The organism is uncultured Desulfovibrio sp. (assembly GCF_902477725.1).
Classification (GTDB): Bacteria; Desulfobacterota; Desulfovibrionia; order Desulfovibrionales; family Desulfovibrionaceae; genus Desulfovibrio.
The window spans coordinates 1-17,025 of the sequence record NZ_CABSIF010000010.1 but is presented as its reverse complement, the minus strand read 5'-3'; the positions used below and the strand labels follow the sequence as shown (position 1 = coordinate 17,025).

Here is a 17,025-nt window from a genome sequence, read left to right as displayed (position 1 = left end):
CTGATGTGCGTGTTCACGTCAGGATTTTTTTTGCTCAGTCAGTTGCGCATGACGGCAAAGGCCCACCACCATGCAGCGGTGCAGATCAGGGCCGTGAGTGCACCCGCCGTCCATTGGCTCAACCTCCTACGGCAGTTTCGCACCTGCCATGCTTCAAATGCTCCCAGCGCCAGCCCACAGCCAAGCCCGGCCAGATGTGCGGCATAGTCGGTATTTTCGCCTTCTGTGCCGAGCATGGCCAGCAAGGCGGCTGCGGCAGCCACAGGCAGCATGGTTTTGCGTTTGCTTTGTTGCTGGCAGGCCATGTAGCCGGAAATAGCCCCAATGCTGGCAAACAGTGCCGTGGAAAATCCCATGCTCAAAACCGGGCGGGGCCGCAACAGCACGGTCAGGGCATTGCCCAGCGCGCCTCCCAGCAGGGTGAGCCACAAGGCTCTGCCAACGCCTGTCATACGGGCCAGCAGGGTCATAAATATAGCCCCGAAGGCTATGTTGCCGCAAAGATGGGTAAGGCTGGCATGGAGGGTAAGCGCGGTGAAGCTTCTGTACCATTCATTGAAAACGCGAACCCGCACTGCGTCAAGGATGCCCGCGCTGCTCCACATATCTGGCGGTGGCAGGACTGCGGGGGCAGGCCACCAGCCCATGCGCCAGCCGTGCCAGAGAATGAGCGGCAGCAGCGCCAGCATTGCCATGTAGGCATGGGGAAAAACATGCAGCGGCGGGGGCTGGGCGGCAGGCGCTGCGCTTTCGCGCACAAAGTCCCCCAGCTCCCTGAGTGCAATATTTTCAAACAGCGCGGGCACATAAATGTATTCTCTGCCGTTCATCTGCACAGTCTGGTGAGGGATATTGCAGGCATTGAGCACAAGCAGCCATTCACGAAAGCGTGCATAGCCCGTGGTGCCTTGCAAGCTGGCAATCGGGCGCCAGTCGAGAGGCAGGCTGCTGGGCCTGCGGCGGGCGCGCCAGTAACGCGAAAAGGCAAAAATTCTCGGTGGAATTGTACGCATAAGCAAAAAAGCCCCGGCAGAAACCTGTCGGGGCTGAAAGCTGCAAAAGAAGGTCAGTTAGGCCTGCTTACGCACCGTGGGCTTAACAACAACGCCAGAGCGCAGGCAACGGGTGCAGACGGAAAGGGTCCGCACGCTGCCATCGGGGAACTGGTGACGCACGCGCTGCAAATTGGGATTGAAGCGACGCTTGGTCTTAATGTTGGAGTGGCTCACAAGATTGCCGACCTGGGGCTTTTTGCCGCAAAAGATGCATTCCTTGCTCATACATTCCTCCGTATATGCAAAAAAATAGTTCAATTCAAATGCGGCAAGAACAAAGCCCGCGCCGAAAAAAATGACAGCGTTGCATATGGGCATAACCGCGCGAAAAGGTCATATAGCTCATGCAGCATGGAAAGGCAAGAAATTTTCTCAAAAAAAGGCGACTTCACTTGGGGTCTGGTTTGCCAGCCCATCATTGAACAGGGCAGGCCTTACCACTCTGGAGCAGCCCAATTTTTCAAGCCAATCCATAGGAGCTGGTTACTCAACTCAGAAGTAATCCCGGTGCGTACGCGCCCAGTCAGACGCATCAAGCTCCCGAGGCTTTTTTACTTCGTCCTTGTGACCAATGGCCACGAGGCAAAGTACGCCATAATGATCGGGAATGCCAAGTGTTTTTCTTACTTCCGCCTCGGCGGAAGCGGCACCGTTGGTGCGCAGACGCATTTGCACCCATGTGGAGCCGAGGCCCAGGCGTTCCACTTCCAGTTGCACCAGAATGGCAACAATGGAGGCATTTTCAACCCATACGTCCGCTTTGTCGGTATCTGCCACCACGGCCAGCACCAGGGGGGCTGTGCGCAGGGGCATGGTGCCGGAGTCACGGCAGTCGGCCAGCGCGGCAATAACAGCCTTGTCGCGCACCGCCACCAGTTCCACCGGGCGGGTATCCTTGGATGAAGGGGCCAGAAGCCCGGCCATAAGCAGTTTTTCCAGATGCTCATCACTGACGGCTTCATCTGTGAATTTGCGTATGCTGCGACGATTGCTCAACAATTCTATCATGGCTTTATCCTTTTTGGCAGGAATGGCTTTGCTCCGCTGGCTGAAAAAACAGCAGAAAGGTCAAGTGGTGTTTCTTGACTTCTCACCAATGGAAAAGGGGGCCTTCTGGCCCCCTGTAGCGTTACATTCTTACTGAAACCGGCTGCTTCCCCTGTTCGCCCCCAGCGCCGATGGAAGGAGCTTTGGAGGTCGCCAGTATGTAAATTTCGTGCGGGTCAAGAATCAGGATGACCGAGCCATCGCCCATGATGGTTGCGCCCGAAATCCCCTTGAGGTCGCCAAGGTATGCGCCCAGGGGTTTGATAACAATTTCCTGCCGTTCCAGGAGCCGATCGACCACGAGACCCAGACGCCGGTCGTTGTCGTGAATGACAACCACGGAAAGCACATCTGGCAGAGGATCAGTGCGGGGCAGCCCCAGCATTTCTGAAAGCTCCACAACACCAAGTACCTCGCCGCGCAGGGTTACGGCCTTGCGTCCCTTCACATCTGTGAGGCGTTCGGCTTCAATCTTGGTGGTTTCAGAGACGGCATCAAGGGGAATGGCGTACATCTGCCCGGAAACATTGACCATAAGCGCGTCAATGATAGCCAGAGTCAGGGGCAGGCTCAAGGTGAAGCGAGTGCCCTTGCCCACCTCTGAATACGTGCTGACGCTGCCCTTGAGATTCTTGATGTTGGTGCGCACCACATCCATACCTACGCCGCGGCCTGAAATATCAGTGATTTTTTCAGCCGAGGAGAAACCGGGGGCAAAGATGAGCTCCAGCGATTCGCGGTCATCAAGCTGTGCGGCTTCCTCAGGTGTGATGACGCCCTTGCGGATGGCAACTTCGCGCATTTTTGCGGGGTCAATGCCCTTGCCATCATCTTCAATTTCAATGGCAACAGAGTTGCCCTTGTGGAAGGCGCGCAGTACAACCTTGCCCTTGGCGGGCTTGCCCGCAGCGAGGCGCTGGTCTTCAGGTTCAATACCGTGGTCAACAGAATTACGGATAAGGTGGACAAGCGGATCGCCAATGACCTCAACAACGCTCTTGTCCAGTTCAGTTTCTTCACCTTCCATGACCAGATCCACTTCCTTGCCGCTTTTGCGCGAAAGGTCGCGCACCAGCCGGGGGAAGCGGGAAAAGACCGAAGAAACCGGAACCATGCGCACCTTCATGATGGTGTCTTGCAGATCGTCAGAAATGCGCGCCATGGCGTAGGTGGTTTCAGAAAGGCTCTGGGCGACCTGGGAAATATCCACGTCATGCCCGGTGTCTTCGAGCGAACGGGCGATGAGGGTGTACCTGTTACGGTTGATGATGAGTTCGCCAATGAGATTCATCAGGTGGTCAAGGCGTTCATGGTCAACACGGATAGTGGAAGAACCCTTGTGGTTCTCGGCAGCCGGTGCCGCGGCCTGTGCCGCAGGCTTTGCCGCAGCCGGAGCCGCCGGTTTTGCAGGTGCAGCAGGCTTGGCTGCTGGTGCCACCGGTTTTGCGGGCGCAGCGGGCTTTGCAGCAGCCGGAGCGGCTGGCTTGGCAGGTGCAGCGGGCTTGGCAGCAGCCGGAGCAGCCTGTTCCTTTTCGATCTTGGGTTCGACCTTGGTTTCGGCTGCAGGTTCAGCAGGCTTTTCGTCCGCCGGGGTCGAGGCCGGGCTGGGAGCCGCAGCAGGCGCAGCTGACGGGGTGGCGGCCTTGGCAGGGCCGTCCAGCGCAAGCTGAACCATATCTTTGATGATGGAAACTTCCTGATCCAGCAGGTCAACCATCAATTCAAAATCAATACCGCTGATGCGCCCCTGATCCACTATGCCAGCCGTGCGCTCGGCGTAAACCTTGATGTCTTCAAATTCCATGAAGGCGCAGGCGTTCTTGACCGCAATCAGGCAGCGGTACAGGGCATCAATGGAATCTTTGTGGCTGCCGTCTTTCTTGAGAGTTTCCAGCGCAGCATGAATAATTTCAAACTGCTGACGCACCGTGACGCGAAAGGCCTCGGTATCATCGTTTTCAGCGCCAACGGCAAAAAATGTCGGTGTGACCACTTCAACCGGAGCGTGGGGTTCTGCGGCGGCAGGGGCTTCCTTCTCGCTGGCCTCTTGCGCTACGTCCTGGCTCTCTGCGGCTTCGTGATGGTCGCCGTTGCCGTTTTGGCTGGCCTGGGCGTCAAGAAGTTCCTGCGGCAGCGAAATGGGGCCGCCTGTCTGTGCTTCCTGAAGCTGCTTGACCACGGGAGAAATGTTGAAAGGAGTGGCTGAACCCGCTTCAATATTGATGCGTTGCACCAGAGCTTCCAGCACGTCAACCACAAGAAGCAGAAGGTCGATCAGCTCATGGGTGGGCGTGATCTTGCCCTGGCGGACATTGTTGAGCAGGGTTTCTGCTTCGTGCGTGAGCGAATTCAGTTCGCTGTAGCCGATAATGCCGCTGTTGCCCTTCATGTTGTGGAAGAAACGGAAAATATCGTTGACCAGTTCATCACGGCCAACGGGATTTTCTTCCAGATCCAGGAGGGAACTTGTGAGGTTTTCGATGGTGTCGTTGGACTCATCGATAAAATCTTTCAGGTGCCCTTCGCCAAAGGCGGTGAGGGTATACGTGGGCAGATCGGGCAGCGTCTGCACCCAATCCTTGCCAGACATGGCCGTAAACTCTGCTTTGTCCCCGGCTGTGGCGGCTGGGTTGTCGTGGCTGTTTTCGCTGTGCGCTTCCGCAGCTTCATCTGCCGTGGACAGTTCTTCACTCATGGCAGGTTCTTCAGCAACAGAGGCAGGTTCGACAATCTCTTCTTTTGGTTGCGGCGTTGTTTCGCCGGCCATGATGGCTTCGATCTGAGCCATGATGTGCCCAATCTCCACTTCGCCTTCAGCGTTGGTGGATTCAAGATTGTCGATCATCTGGCGCAGGGCATCGGTGGATGCCAGAATGACATCCATGATTTCCGAGGTGACAACCATCGTGCCCTTGCGCAGTTCGTCCAGAATATTCTCAGACTTGTGCGCAAGCTGATTGATGCGGTTCAGCCCCAGAAAACCCGATGCGCCCTTGAGGGAGTGCATGGGCCGAAAGATATCATTCAGCAGAGCAAGATTGTCCGGCGCCTTCTCAAGCTCAAGAAGGTTAGGCTCGATAGTTTCGAGATGTTCTTTGGCTTCCGCGATAAAATCGGCGAAAAGTTCCGGATCAAAAAATTCCTGGCTCATAACCTGTACCTTTATATGGCTGAAAGCACACTAATGTCCGAATTGGACACATACTGTCTTTCTTATCGGCTATCCCAGAAGCATCTTTATATTACGAACCATTTTTTCAGGCTGAGCCGGTTTTACCATGTAAAGGTTGGCGCCGAGGCTCATGCCGGTCTGGATGTCCTTTTCCTGCCCTTCGGTTGAAAGGACAATAATAGGAATATCCTTATAGGCATCCTGAGCGCGGATAGTCTTGATAAACGTGAAACCGTCCATGCGGGGCATGTTCACGTCCGAAACAATCAGGTCGACCGGCTCAAGGCTGTAAAGCTTTTCAATAGCATCAAGGCCGTCCTCGGCGGTGCTGACCTTGAAGCCTTCGCCCTTGAGAACAAAGGCTACTAGGTTACGGATAGTCTTGGAGTCGTCTACGACCATAATATGTTTTTTCATAGGTGATCCTGTCCGTCTGTTGTTGGCTGCCGTACAAATTTCACCGAACTCTAGAGATTATTCAGATTATTGGCAAGTCAGACCGTACGCTGTTTCAGCTAGGCCGGCGATCAGACTTCAATAAGTTTTTCGACAATCAGTTCCGGGTCGATAATACCGTGGAGGCGCTCCTTGATATTGGCGAGGCCGCACAGAAAATCTGCCCCTTCGCCAAGTTGCGCCTCAATGTTCCAGCTGATGCTGTCTTTTGAAACCATGTACATGGTATGTATTTTGTCAATAATAAGGCCAAGCTGCATGTCTTCTGTGCCACAAACGATGATAAAGCTCTTTTCGGTATAGCGCTTTGTCTGGTCTGTGGTCAGCAATGCATCCAGGTGCAGCAGTGGCGTAACCTTGCCGCGCAAGTTGACAACACCAGCAATAAAGGGGGGCGCCATGGGCAGCCGGGTCAGCGGCATGTAGCGCAGCACCTCGACAATTACCGGTACTGGCAGCAAAAAAACCTGCTCGCGCACATAGAACGAAACCATCTGTACCTGTTCTTCTGCCGCAAGCCGTGTGCGCAAGGAAGGCCGGGCTGCTTCTGCCTCTGCATGTCCGCCATGACGGGAATGGCGCGTATGGTCTTTTGATTCTCCAGCTGCGCCAGCCATCACCTGTTCCGGCTCAAGCACCGGCATGGTCTGCAATGCATCGCTGCCCAGATATTTTTGCACAAAGGCCTGTTCCGCAACGCTCAGCGTTGCGTCTGCCGCCTGCGGCACGGCCAGGCACTGGTCTGCAAAGTACTCTTCGGGCGTTTTTACCATAGCTTTACCACTTCTTCTGCAAGCGAATTATACCCGAGCGCACCCTTTGAGCGGGCGTCGATATCATAAATGGTGCACCCCTGGGCGCTGGCCTCGCGAAAGTGCGTGTCCACCCCAATGACCGTTGAGAACATGGATTGCCCCATTTTGCGCCGCATCAGTTCAAGTACCCGTGTGCAGGCTTTTGCTCTTCTGTCGTACATGGTGGGCACCGCCCGGTAGCGTACGGACCTGCCCAGAGCCTTGTTCAACGTGTGCAGCGTGTCGAACAGCAGCTTAAGCCCGTGCAAGGCAAGAAAATCTGTCTGGATCGGAATTATCAGCAGGTCTGCGGCAACCAGCGCATTGACCAGCAGAATGCCCACATGGGGCGGACAATCCAGAATTATGTAATCGTATTCATCGCGCACATGCGTGAGGCTGCGGAGGAGCACACTTCCCTTGGCCTGACGCTCGCGAAAGTCAACTTCAAGCTCTGAAAGCCGTATACTGCCCGGCGCCACGTCCATTCCCGGCAGCGCCTGCACATGGATAAGGTCAGGCCAGATCACGGGCCAGGCATCTTCCTGCGCAAGAAAAAGATCATGCAGGCTGCAAGCGATGCCTTCGGGGTATATTCTCGCATGCAACGTGGCGCAGGCGTGGGGATCAAGATCAAGAACAAGAACTTTTTTCCCCATGCGGGCAAGCGCGCTGCTCAGCGAAATGGATGTCGTGGTTTTGCCGACGCCCCCTTTTTGATTGGCAATAGCCAGAATTTTTGCACACATGGTATCAGTATCAGCTCATTTTTCTGTAAACAATGGTTCCCTTGTGGTGTTCAAGCTGGAACGCGCGGCTGATGTTGTGCAGGGATTCGGAATGCCCGATAAGCAAAGCGCCGTTGATTTCAAGGTTGTCGTAAAAGGCGTTGATAACCTTGCGCTTCATTTCATCGTCAAAATAGATGATAACGTTGCGGCAGAAAACAATCTGCGATTTTTCAATACGTTTGAGCTGTTCCCTCTCGTTGAGGTTAATGGGCCCAAAGGAAATGAGCGACTTCAGTTCCGGCTTGACCCTGTATTGCGTGTCTTCCTTGATAAAGTAAGCGTCCACAATTTCCTTGGGGGTCGTGCGCAGGGCATAATCGTTGTAAACACCCCGGCGGGCAGCAGCCAATACGGCCTCGGAAAGGTCGTTGGCTGTGATCTTGATGTCCCAGCTGGAAAGTTCACTTTTCAGAACCTCACACAATATGATGGCGAGCGTGTAGGGTTCTTCGCCCGTGGAACAGCCAGCCGACCAGATGCGCAGCTTTTTGCGCCCAGCCTTGCGGCACTGGTCAAGTATGTCGGGCAGCACACTTTTTTGAAAAACTTCAAGCTGCGGCGGATTGCGGAAAAAGCTTGTCTCGTTGGTTGTCACCACTTCAAAAAGCTTGGTGAGTTCTGTGCGGCGGCTGCCGTCAAAGCGCAGAAAGTTGTAATAGTCGCTGTAACTTTTGAGGTTCAGTTCCTTGATGCGGTTTGAAAGCCGATTCTCAACAAGGTACTTTCTGTTTTCAGCAATGAAAATGCCGCACTGCTGATAGATGAAATCGCGCAGTTGCAGAAATTCTTCGTCCGATATCTGCAAATCCTTGCGAAAGGGCGAGGCTGCGCGGGTGTTTTCTGCCGCTTGCGTGGGCGAGCGAAAAGCCGCAGCAGGCGTGAGCGGCGGGCGCATGGCGCTGGTCGCGGGTGCACTTTGCGCGGACCGTGTGGCACCAAAGCCGCCCGCAGCAGGCGCGGGGCTTGCTGTGCGCGGCGGCAGGGCAGACCCCAACGGAGGCCTTGCTGTTTGCCCCAGGCCTGACTGGCCTAGCCCTGATTGTCCAAGACCAGTTTGCCCGAGAGGAGGCCGGGTTGTGGCTCCAGACAGCCCGGATGCGGTCTGACCAAGGCCGGATTGTCCCAGGCCGGATTGTCCAAGGGGCGGGCGTGTTGCCGCAGGCACAGTTGGGCTGGTGGCACCGCCTGCTGGCTGTGTGCCCCCCAAGCCTGTGCCAGCGCCTGCACCCGCAGGTGTGCGGAATGCAGAACCTGTCAGGCCTGTGCCTTGCGCCGGGCTTGCAGGGGCAGGAACTGTTGTTCTGAATGGCGAGGCCGGGGCGGGCGCAACGGGTTTGGCAGCCGGAGCGGCAGGCGCTGCCCCGGGCGTTGGCGTCACGCTAAACCGTGGACGTTGCTCTGCGGGAGTAGCCGCGCCGCCAGCAGATGAGCCGTTGCCGCTATTCTGGGCAGAGCCGAGCGGGCTTTTGGGAAATAACGTAGGGGGCTGAGACATACCTACTCCTGTTCGGCCTGGATCGTTGCCACCGCTTCTTCCGCTGCATGCTGGATATCTGGGTCTTCATGATTCATCAAACCCAGCAGCACGCTAAAGGCCACATTGCCGCCGATTTTACCGAGAGCCTCAATAATTTTGAGGGCCACCATGGGGCTTGAATTCTCAAGCATTTGCGCCAGTTGCGGAACGGCATTGGCAACCTTGTGCATGCCCAGCGCATCAACAGCGCGTATGCGAACCCATTCGTTTTCGTCATCAAGCCCATTGAGAATGTAGGGCAGCACAGTTGGGGAAGCGATTTGCCCAAGCAGGTCAATCACTGCAAGACGGACATCCTTGTCTTCATCTGAAAGGCGGGGCAGCAGCAGGGGCAGATATCCCTCGGCCTGTTCGCCAAGACTCTGGAAGGATTCCACCGCCACCTGCCGTATGCGGGGCGATTCATCGTCAAGCGCTGCCGTTATTTCAGACAGATTTTCCACAATGCCGTAACGGCCAAGGGCATACACGGCCATCATGCGCTGCAGGGGGTCTTCGCTCTTGGCGCGCTCCTTGAAGCGCTCGTTCAGCTTGGCGCTGTGCAGATTGATGCAGGCTTCCAGCGCCATTTCCTTAACGTCCACATAGCGGTGATCCAGCTGGGCGAAGACAAGGTCTTCCACGTCAGGGCAGGTGGGCTGGTTGCCAAAGAAGACCAGTGCGCTCTTAAGAACTTCTGCATCTTCTGAATCATTCATGATTGTTACAAAGAATGGGGAGTCGGCGCAATCGCCAAGCTGAGCCAGTTCCGCTGCCGCCATGCGCTGCAGTTCCGGGCTGGCATCCCAGAAAACATTCTTGAGATCAGGCACGCAACGGCGGTCTGCCATAAGATGACAGGCCTCCATTGCCAGCAGGGTGCGCGATTCATCAACGCTGTTCAGGGCATCGCGCACGGAGTCATTGTAGCCGATGGCGGCTATGGCCTTGATGGCGGCTTCATAGAGTTCATCCTGGCGTTCCCTGTCGAGGGTGGCAGCCATGTTGATGATGTCTTCGGTGCACGCGTCCGAGCCAATGGCACTCAGGCCTTGCAGGGAGGCCAGCAAAATGTCTTCGTCATTGTCTGTAAGGGCGTCGAGCAGGTAGGAACGCAGCCTCTCCTGCGATTTGCCAGCCAGCAGCGACAAGCCGCGCCCGTTGAGAATCTGCACGATAGCTTTGACAATCTTGTGGCGCAGGGCTTCGCGAACATTTTCAAGCGAACTGAAGAGCAGGGGAATGGACTTTACATCGCCCATATCGCCAAGGGCGTCCACAATGGCCGAACTCACAAGGGACGAGGCCTGCGAAAGCAGTTTCACAAGAGCGCTGGCGGCGGAGTAGTCCTTGATTTTCGCAAGGGCTTCCACCACGGCAAACTGCACCCATTCCTCATCGTGCATGGCCTGGCACAGGGAGTTGACGGCTTCGGGAAAAGCCAGTGTGCCAAGGCTCACAGCAGCCTGATAACGCACATTCACTTCCGGATCTTTGAGCAGGGCGCGGCAGAGCAGCAGACAGGACTGATGCGTACGGCAGTATCCCAGAATATCTGTGATAAATATCCGCAGGTCCGCATCGTCGTGCTGCAGGTAGGGCTGAATGCTCTCAATGCTGTCCGAGCCGATTTCGCGCAGAATGTCCATGGCCACGTTGCGCACGGGGGCTTCGTCGCTGCTCAGGAGCGGCAGCAGAGCTACAACCACCTGTGGCCCGCGAATTTTGCGCAGGGCGTATTCCGCTGCTTCCTGTACGCCCACACTTGGGCTTTTGATGTGTTCGCAGAGCATGGGAACGGCATCCTGGAGGCCCTGATCGCCAGCGCTGAATGCCGCGTCGCGAATCGCGTCATTTTCGCCCGACTTCAGGGCTTCAAGAATTGCTTTGTGCTGTGGATTTTCCATGTTCATAGTCATGTCCTGCTACGGTGGGGTCAGCCTCTGACCGTTGTTATGATGGCGTTGGCAATATCGTCCACATCAAGAATGAGGTTGGCGAGCTTGTTGTCTACAATCGCCTTGGGCATACCGTAAACGACACAGGATGCCTCATTTTGCGCTATAAGGCAGCCGCCCTTCTCTTTAAGAACCTTGGCCCCTTCGCATCCGTCTGAACCCATTCCGGTGAGAATTGCGCCAAGCGTGCGTCTTCCCATTGCTTTGCCCGCAGTTTCAAAAAGCACGTTTGCCGAAGGTTTGTAAAGGGCATCGCGTGGTTCTTCTGCAACAAAGATTTCTGGCAACGGGCCGCGCATGCGAATGCCCAAGTGTTTGCCGCCAGGGCAGACATACGCATGGCCGGTTTTAAACTTGTCACCATCCTGGGCTTCGGTAACGCCGATCTTGCAAACACTGTCGAGACGCTTGGCAAACGGATTTGTAAAAGCCGCCGGCATATGCTGCGCAATAAGTATGCAGGCCGGAAGATCCGCAGGCAGTGCTGAAAGAATCTTTTGCACCACTGGCGGCCCACCGGTGGATACGCCGATTACAACCAGATCGCGCGGCCCGGTGCAGGGCGTTTGCACATAATCCGCAGGTTGCGAAGGTTGAGGGCGTGGAACCGGAACCTGAATCTGGTTGATGCGCCTGTACTTGAGTTTGATGATGGTTTTACGCCGTGCGATGGCCCGCACCTTGCGCTGCAGTTCCGCCCCAAAACACTCCCGGTCGCAGCTCATGGTTTTAGGAATAAAATCAAGAGCGCCGTACTCTAACGCCTTTAATGTGCTTTCTGCGCCGCTCTGTGTGAGAGAGCTGACCATCAGCACGGGAATCGGAGTCTTTTTCATCAACTGTTGCAAAACTCCAAGGCCATCAAGCCTTGGGAGGTCAACATCAAGCGTCATTACGTCCGGATCGAGTTCTTCGGCTTTTTCCAGGGCCTCCTGACCGTTGCGGGCCGTGCCCACAACCTTGATTTCAGAATCCTGCTCCAGAAGTGAAGTAATGGTGTTGCGCATAAAGGTTGAATCATCAACCACGAGGACACTGATCATAGGATAAGCTCACTCCAAAAAATTCTCTCTCTATCTAGTTTTTGTATGCTACGTCAGGCATTATTTTTTTACAAATAAAAAATTACTTGCCAAACTACTCAGTCTCGCTTATGTTCCCTCTCTCAACGGGATGTGGCTCAGCTTGGCTAGAGCGCAGCGTTCGGGACGCTGAGGCCGCGCGTTCAAATCGCGCCATCCCGACCAGCAAAATCAAGGGTTTACGGTAACCACCGTAAGCCCTTTTTTTGTTTTTCCCTTCTTCATTTCCATCGCGCGGCTCTCTGCTTTTAAATTTTGAAGAATCATTTCTGGTTAGTTGCCGACAGTGCCCGGTTTTATCTGTCGCCGTTTGATGGCTGGCAGTCGTCGGCAAGGTGTCTGCAAGGACTTAATCCTATGCTCACAATGTCCAGATTGATCTTGCTAAACCAATAAACACCATGGCGTGGTGGCACGAACAGGCATCTGTAAAAGTGTACCCGGTAGCTCTGGCTAATTTAACATAGCAAGCTGCTTTGTTTTTTAATGCATGTACCCATAAAAATAGTGTATAAAGCGCGATAAAAAGATCTGTGAAAATTACAAGCCATTAAATCGTCTGAATAGTAATATGTGTCTATACAATTTATGTAAAAAATTTATCAGTCTATGAGATGGTATTTTTAGCAAATATTGAGAAAAATTATTTATTTTTTGATGTTAGGTATGTTGAAAAATAAAGTATAAATAATAATTTCTTGTGTAACTGCCAGAAAAAGTAGTTTTCAAAAAAAGCATGAACACACGTTGGTGAAAGTAAGGCATACCAAAATAAGTTAAGAATAAGTTTGACTCGCTCATAAATATATATATTGCACCGACAGCAGTCAGACAATATGGATGTTTTGGCTATCTAATATGAATGTGTATGTAACCAGCTATTCCTGTACTTAATGTTTTTGCAGCCAATTCGAGCGGTAAGAGAAAAGAACTCGTCGAGTTTTTGATGATCAGGGTCTCTTGAAAATATAATGTGAACGAATCTGCCGTAAAGGTAAGAAATAGACTGCTGAATCGGTAGGCTGGAATCCACAGGGGCTGGTAGCGTAGTGATGGCGTGAAAGTTGGTTCACGCTGTCTGTCGGCAACCTCCTGATCTGTGATTATTCCAGTTTAGCGTTCAGGAGTCAGGTATTCCGCCATTTTTGCCCGGGTGGCGGGATACCTTTTTCTGGCGTAGTTAATCAATTCAAGTTGTCATATGGGCCAGCAGTAAGGGAATGCTCCCTGGCATCTCCAGATAATCCTGAACCATAGTATTCTGTTATCATTTGAAGTGGAGAAAGCCCGTTTCTTGGGGGATGCTCATCACATCCTCTAAGAAACGGGCTTTCTGCTATTTTGCGGCAACCGAGGTTAGGCCTGCGGATGCTTGTTTCGTTGCTCTAGAGGCGCGCTGAGCGCGCCATACACCTAGCTCAGTGAGGCAAGGCGCTTGATGGCTTCTTCCGTATCAGCAGGGGAGCCGAAGGCCGTCAGGCGCACATAGCCTTCGCCAGAAGCGCCAAAGCCAGCGCCGGGTGTGCACACAAGAGCCGTATTGTTCAGCACGTGGTCAAAGAATCCCCAGGAGGTCATACCGTCAGGCACGCTCACCCAGATGTAGGGAGCATTGACGCCGCCGTAGACGGAAAGGCCCATGCCGGTTACTGCGTTGCGCAGGCTTTCTGCATTGCGCTGGTAGCCGTGGATAACGTCCATGACCTGCGCCCGGCCTTCCGGGCTGTAGGTGGCGGCAGCGGCCCGCTGCACAATGTAGGGGCAGCCGTTGTACTTGGTGCACTGGCGGCGGTTCCAGAGGCCGTTGAGCGCAACCTTGCCGCCCTTGGCATCGCTGACCTGGAGCGCCTTGGGTACAACCGTGTAGGCGCAACGCAGGCCGGTGAAGCCAGCGGTTTTGGAGAAGCTGCGGAATTCCACGGCCACTTCCTGCGCACCCTCAAGTTCGTAAATGCTGTGGGGAACAGAACTGTCGGTGATATACGCCTCGTAAGCGGAGTCATACAGAATGACGCAGCCTTCGCGGCGGGCGTAGTCGACCCAACCCTGAAGCGCCTGACGCGAAAGCACTGTGCCCGTGGGGTTGTTGGGGTAGCACAGATAGATGATGTCGGGCCGGGTTTTGGGAAAGTCCGGCACAAAGTCGTTTTCCTTGAGGCAGGGCAGGTACACGAGCCTGTCCCACTGCTTGCCGTCAAATTCGCCGGAACGGCCCGCCATGGCGTTGGAATCCACATAGACGGGGTAGACTGGGTCAGTCACTGCCACAATGCTGTCAGCGGCAAAAAGCTCCTGAAAATTGCCCACGTCCGACTTGGCGCCGTCGCTCACGAACACTTCGTCGGGGCTCAGATCAACACCGCGCGCCTTGTAGTCGTGTTCCGCGATGATTTCGCGCAAAAAGGCATAGCCCTGTTCCGGGCCGTACCCGTGAAACGTAGCGGCATCGCCCATATCGTCCGCAGCCTTGTGCAGCGCCGCAACAACGGCAGGGGCAAGGGGGCGGGTCACATCGCCAATGCCCAGGCTGATGACGCGCTTTTCGGGGTTGGCTTCCTTGAAGGAGGCGACCTTGCGGGCTATTTCCGCAAAAAGATAGTTGCTTTGCAGCTTGAGAAAATTGCTGTTTACGCTGGTCATCACATTCCTCTGAATCAGATGTGGTATATGCCGGTGAAGACGGTGACGGCTCCGCCGGTCATGTAGACATGGTTGGAAATTTCGTCCCAATGGATGTGCAGGGTGCCGCCTTTGAGTTCCACGTCAAGCTCGCGCCCGGTAAGGTTGTTGAGCACGCAGGCAACCGCAACGGCGCATGCGCCGGTGCCGCAGGCAAGGGTTTCGCCCGCGCCGCGTTCCCACACGCGCATTCTCACCTTGGTGGAAGAGATCACTTCCACAAATTCGGTGTTGGTGCGCTGCGGAAACAGCCTGTGGTGCTCAAAACTGGGGCCGATCTTGGGCAGATCAAGGTCGTCAATGCCTTTCATGAACACAACCGCATGCGGATTGCCCATGGAAACAGCGGTAATATCGTAGCCTGCGCCGTCAACCTCGACGGGGCGGGCCACAAAACGCTGGGCGCTTGTGTCGCCCTCGACCAGCACTGGAATGTTGGCCGGGGTCAGCACGGGTTCGCCCATATCAACCGTAGCGCCGCAGACCTCGCCGCCTTCAAACAGCAGGCGGACGATTTTTTCCCCGGCGCGGGTTTCAACGCGGATAACATCCTTGGAAAGAATGCCGTGGTCGTGAACATATTTGCCCACGCAGCGGATGGCATTGCCGCACATTTCAGCCTCGGAACCATCAGAGTTGAACATGCGCATGCGCACGTCTGAAGTGCCGGAAGGCAGGATCAGTACAAGACCGTCAGACCCGACACCGAAATGGCGGTCGCTGATCTGTCGGGCAAGGTCGTTGGGGTTCTCGACACGTTCTTCAAAGCCATTCACATAGACATAATCGTTGCCGATGCCCTGCATTTTTGTAAAGCGCAGTGTTGCAGCCATATATACTCCTTATCATACGGGGGGCCGAAACAGGCTGCCCATAATTATCTTGGCAGTATCACAAATAAGTATTTATTCTGATTCAAGGCAAAAGTAAACACAGTGCGGCGCGCCTGCCGTGAATCCAACGTGCGGCGGCGGTTTAAGGACGCAAAAAAAAGCGGAGAGCCGCCAGACTCTCCGCTTGATGACCACTGGCCTTCGCCGTCCGTTGCGGCGAACGGCGAGGCCTGTGGCTCCCTGCGGCAGAACCGCAGGGGCCGGAGGCAAGGGGACCATCTTCCCCCCCGGGATGAGACCCCCTGCCCCCAACTATTTCTTAACGACCTAGTGAGCCCAGAGCAGTTCTGCGTACTTGGGCAGAACCCACAGGTTGTCATCAACCATGCGCTCAAGAGCGTCTGCATGGGTGCGGCATTCGGTCATGGCGGGCAAGATGCCGTCACGAGCGGCCTTGGCCTGTTCCAGCGCGCCTTCGGTGCACTGGGCTTTTTCCACGGCCTTTTCCAGCACCGCCACACCCTTCTGGAGTGCAACAATGTGGCCGCGCAGTGCGTTAAAGTATTCCTCTTCGCTTGCAGCGCCCTTGTCGCCAAGCACGGCACGGGTTTTAACCACCGCATCGGCGGCCCTGGTCTGGGCTTCCATGCTGGGCGGCAGCACGGAAGAGCGGATCATGTCGGCCAACAGATTGCCTTCAATGCACACGGTCTTGCTGTAGTTTTCCAGCAGGATGTCCTGACGGGAGAGAATTTCACGCTCGGTCAGGATGCCGTGACGCAGGAAGACGTTCATGACATCGGGATCGCTGTAGTGCTCAAGAGCGGTAACGGTGTTGTTGTAGTTGGGCAAGCCGCGGCGGGCGGCTTCTTCAGCCCAGGATTCAGCGTAGCCATTGCCGTTAAAGACGATGGGCATGTGTTCCTTGAACAGGCGGGGCAGCAGAGACTGCAGGGCCGTGTTCAGATCGGTGCCGCCGGCAACCGAAGCTTCAAGTTCGGTGGCAATGTCGTCCAGGGCGCTGGCAACAGCCGCGTTCAGGGCGATATTGACCGGAGCCACGGACTGCGAGGAGCCCACGGCGCGGAATTCAAACTTGTTGCCGGTGAAGGCAAAGGGGCTTGTGCGGTTACGGTCGGAAAGATCCACGGGCAGCGGAGGCAGGGTGGAAACGCCCACTTCCATGACCGCGCTCTTCTTGTTCTTGGAACCCTTGCCGTTGATGATGGTGTCAAGCACGTCGGTAAGCTGTTCGCCAAGGTAGACGGACAGGATGGCCGGCGGGGCTTCGTTGGCGCCAAGGCGGTGGTCGTTGCCAGCGCCCACGGTGCCGAGGCGCAGGGCCGCGCTGTGCATGTGCACGGCGCGCAGCACGGCGGCCAGGAAGACCAGGAACTGGGCGTTGTCCACCGGCGTGGAGCCGGGGTTGAGCAGGTTGGAGCCATCAGAATCGCTGATGGACCAGTTGTTGTGCTTGCCGCTGCCGTTCACGCCCGCAAAGGGCTTTTCGTGCACCAGGCACACAAAACCGTGCTTGCCAGCCATGTGACGCATCATGTTCATGCAGAGCATGTTGTGGTCGCAGGCGATGTTGGCTTCTTCGTACACCGGGGCGATTTCAAACTGACCGGGGGCCACTTCG

The 17,025-nt window shown here is 55.3% G+C and carries 12 protein-coding genes, 1 tRNA gene and 1 pseudogene; 1 reads left to right on the top strand and 13 read right to left on the bottom strand.

The features are described 5' to 3' along the window. Nucleotides 1-38: 38 nt before the first annotated feature. From RDK48_RS10355 to RDK48_RS10310, 10 genes are all read right to left on the bottom strand, one after another. The gene (locus tag RDK48_RS10355; RefSeq protein WP_298997232.1) at nt 39-1,013 is read right to left on the bottom strand and encodes a rhomboid family intramembrane serine protease; all 975 of its coding nucleotides are present in this window, start codon (nt 1,011-1,013) and stop codon (nt 39-41) included. Between the two features lie 57 nt (nt 1,014-1,070). Next, complete coding sequence (rpmB, locus tag RDK48_RS10350) at nt 1,071-1,280, bottom strand: 50S ribosomal protein L28 (protein ID WP_027180796.1); 210 nt, start codon at nt 1,278-1,280, stop codon at nt 1,071-1,073. 267 nt (nt 1,281-1,547) lie between these two features. Beyond that, nucleotides 1,548-2,063 carry a nitroreductase family protein gene (locus RDK48_RS10345; protein ID WP_298997234.1) on the bottom strand — a complete coding sequence of 172 codons (516 nt, stop codon included), beginning with the start codon at nt 2,061-2,063 and terminating at the stop codon, nt 1,548-1,550. 121 nt (nt 2,064-2,184) lie between these two features. Then, nucleotides 2,185-5,253, bottom strand: a complete 3,069-nt coding sequence (locus RDK48_RS10340; protein WP_298997237.1) for a chemotaxis protein CheA — start codon at nt 5,251-5,253, stop codon at nt 2,185-2,187. A 69-nt stretch (nt 5,254-5,322) separates the two neighbouring features. Further along, on the bottom strand, nt 5,323-5,691 hold the full coding sequence (locus tag RDK48_RS10335; protein WP_022658680.1) for a response regulator: 369 nt from the start codon (nt 5,689-5,691) through the stop codon (nt 5,323-5,325). A 110-nt stretch (nt 5,692-5,801) separates the two neighbouring features. Beyond that, nucleotides 5,802-6,503, bottom strand: a complete 702-nt coding sequence (locus tag RDK48_RS10330; protein ID WP_298997240.1) for a chemotaxis protein CheW — start codon at nt 6,501-6,503, stop codon at nt 5,802-5,804. Further along, the gene (locus RDK48_RS10325; protein ID WP_298997243.1) at nt 6,497-7,273 is read right to left on the bottom strand and encodes a ParA family protein; all 777 of its coding nucleotides are present in this window, start codon (nt 7,271-7,273) and stop codon (nt 6,497-6,499) included. The genes RDK48_RS10330 and RDK48_RS10325 overlap by 7 nt, the downstream gene beginning before the upstream one ends. A gap of 10 nt (nt 7,274-7,283) precedes the next feature. Beyond that, on the bottom strand, nt 7,284-8,120 hold the full coding sequence (locus RDK48_RS10320; RefSeq protein WP_298997542.1) for a protein-glutamate O-methyltransferase CheR: 837 nt from the start codon (nt 8,118-8,120) through the stop codon (nt 7,284-7,286). Between the two features lie 692 nt (nt 8,121-8,812). Then, nucleotides 8,813-10,744: a HEAT repeat domain-containing protein gene (locus RDK48_RS10315; RefSeq protein WP_298997246.1), complete on the bottom strand. Its 1,932-nt coding sequence runs from the start codon at nt 10,742-10,744 to the stop codon at nt 8,813-8,815. A gap of 23 nt (nt 10,745-10,767) precedes the next feature. Then, nucleotides 10,768-11,832: a chemotaxis response regulator protein-glutamate methylesterase gene (locus RDK48_RS10310; RefSeq protein ID WP_240825599.1), complete on the bottom strand. Its 1,065-nt coding sequence runs from the start codon at nt 11,830-11,832 to the stop codon at nt 10,768-10,770. Between the two features lie 126 nt (nt 11,833-11,958). Between RDK48_RS10310 and RDK48_RS10305 the strand changes: the two genes are divergently transcribed. Next, a tRNA-Pro gene (locus RDK48_RS10305) sits at nt 11,959-12,036 on the top strand. A 1,248-nt stretch (nt 12,037-13,284) separates the two neighbouring features. Here RDK48_RS10305 and RDK48_RS10300 read toward each other — a convergent pair. The 3 genes and pseudogenes from RDK48_RS10300 to RDK48_RS10290 all read right to left on the bottom strand — a co-directional run. Next, the gene (locus RDK48_RS10300; protein WP_298997254.1) at nt 13,285-14,511 is read right to left on the bottom strand and encodes an LL-diaminopimelate aminotransferase; all 1,227 of its coding nucleotides are present in this window, start codon (nt 14,509-14,511) and stop codon (nt 13,285-13,287) included. A gap of 14 nt (nt 14,512-14,525) precedes the next feature. Beyond that, nucleotides 14,526-15,383 carry a diaminopimelate epimerase gene (gene dapF, locus RDK48_RS10295; RefSeq protein ID WP_298997257.1) on the bottom strand — a complete coding sequence of 286 codons (858 nt, stop codon included), beginning with the start codon at nt 15,381-15,383 and terminating at the stop codon, nt 14,526-14,528. Nucleotides 15,384-15,710: 327 nt separating this feature from the next. Then, a pseudogene (locus tag RDK48_RS10290) lies at nt 15,711-17,025 on the bottom strand (glutamine synthetase type III); the annotation flags it as partial.